2 protein-coding genes are annotated in these 1285 nt (G+C 54.6%); one reads left to right on the top strand and one right to left on the bottom strand.

Features of this window, described 5'->3' with window-relative positions:
* Positions 1 to 125 precede the first annotated feature (125 nt).
* Positions 126 to 332 carry a hypothetical protein gene (locus NMC31_RS26040; protein ID WP_253899401.1) on the bottom strand — a complete coding sequence of 69 codons (207 nt, stop codon included), beginning with the start codon at positions 330 to 332 and terminating at the stop codon, positions 126 to 128.
* Between NMC31_RS26040 and NMC31_RS26035 the strand changes: the two genes are divergently transcribed.
* The gene (locus NMC31_RS26035) at positions 255 to 1259 is read left to right on the top strand and encodes an IS4 family transposase (protein WP_253899400.1); all 1005 of its coding nucleotides are present in this window, start codon (positions 255 to 257) and stop codon (positions 1257 to 1259) included. The genes NMC31_RS26040 and NMC31_RS26035 overlap by 78 nt on opposite strands.
* Positions 1260 to 1285: the final 26 nt, after the last annotated feature.

Genomic DNA, 1285 nt, shown 5'->3' with positions numbered 1-1285 from the left:
GGGCTGAGGGTTCCCCAGAAAAATGAAAAGCACGATGAAGTGTGATCTACTGGTTGCGCTAACAAATCAGAAGAGACCTCATCGTGCCTTTACTCACAGTCTGCCAGAATTTTTTCTCCACGTCTTTACCGGACATTCACAGCTTCCGGGTTAATGTTCTCGTTTCCATGGCCGTCGCCCTCACGCACGGCGCCAGTCTGACCCTGACCAGCCTTGGACGCACTCTTCCCGGCAGGGCGCACGTTAAAAATAAAATTAAACGTGTTGACCGTGCCCTGGGTAATACCGCGCTTCACCGTGATATCCCCCGCATTCAGCATATGCTCACGCATACCATCACTTCCCTGATGCCCTTCTGCGTTATCGCTGTCGACTGGACCGGCTGGCATGACAGGAACTGGCATCTTCTGCGGGCAAGCCTGGTCTGTAATGGCCGCTCACTTCCGCTTATGAGTGAGGTCGTTCCCGCAGAGCTGGCGCAGAACAGCGATATACAGTGCCGCTTCCTTGACCGTCTGCATGATGCCATCCCGAAAGATAAAGTCGTTACCATCATTACGGATGCTGGCTTCAGAACAGACTGGTTCCGGCATGTCAGCCAGCTGGGCTGGCGCTTCACCGGCAGGGTCAGGGGCTGTATTAGCTTCCGGCTGGAGGGGGAGAAAAAGTGGATGAAAATCAGCGAGCTTGAGGCCTCCGGACAACCGACCTGCGTGGGTTATGGTGTTCTGTCCCGTAAACCACGTACGCCCTGTTACGGCCGGTTTTATCTGCACAAACGCCCGGAAGCAGGGCGTCACGGAAAGGGGGGAATGCCAAAAACACAGCGGGAACACCGCAGTAGCGCACGGGAGCCCTGGCTGCTGTTCAGTAATGCAGAAGGACTGGAGCCGCACCAGATAATGGCTCTCTACAGCCGCAGAATGCAGATAGAACAAAACTTCAGGGACGACAAAAGTCCGCGCTTCGGGTTCGGTCTGAGGCTGAGCCGGAGTCAGGGAAAAGGCCGACTGGAAGTGCTGAATATGGTCGCAGCGATGGCAGGTCTGGTGATGTGGCTGGCAGGTTACAGGGCAGAAAGGCAGTGCTTACACTGGCATTATCAGGCAAGCAGCATCAGGCACAGGCGGGTCCTGTCTTACCTGAGTCTGGCAGAAGAAGTCATCCGGCATGAGCCGGGAAAAGTAAGACGGCTGAATATAGGTAACGAGATGAAAAAGCTGGGAAAAGAGTACAGTAATATGGTCATGGTGAAATGACCATATTACTGGGGATCCCTCAGCCC

Origin of the sequence: Pseudocitrobacter vendiensis (assembly GCF_943590815.1) — a bacterium.
In the GTDB taxonomy this organism is placed as follows: Bacteria; Pseudomonadota; Gammaproteobacteria; order Enterobacterales; family Enterobacteriaceae; genus Pseudocitrobacter; species Pseudocitrobacter vendiensis.
The sequence above is the reverse complement of the archived record's forward strand: the minus strand, read 5'-3'. Positions and strand labels throughout refer to the sequence as shown.

What these genes read in the sequence shown, in the direction of transcription:
- NMC31_RS26040 (WP_253899401.1), bottom strand. Translation starts at nt 332, where the DNA reads ATGCGTGAGCATATGCTGAATGCGGGGGATATCACGGTGAAGCGCGGT.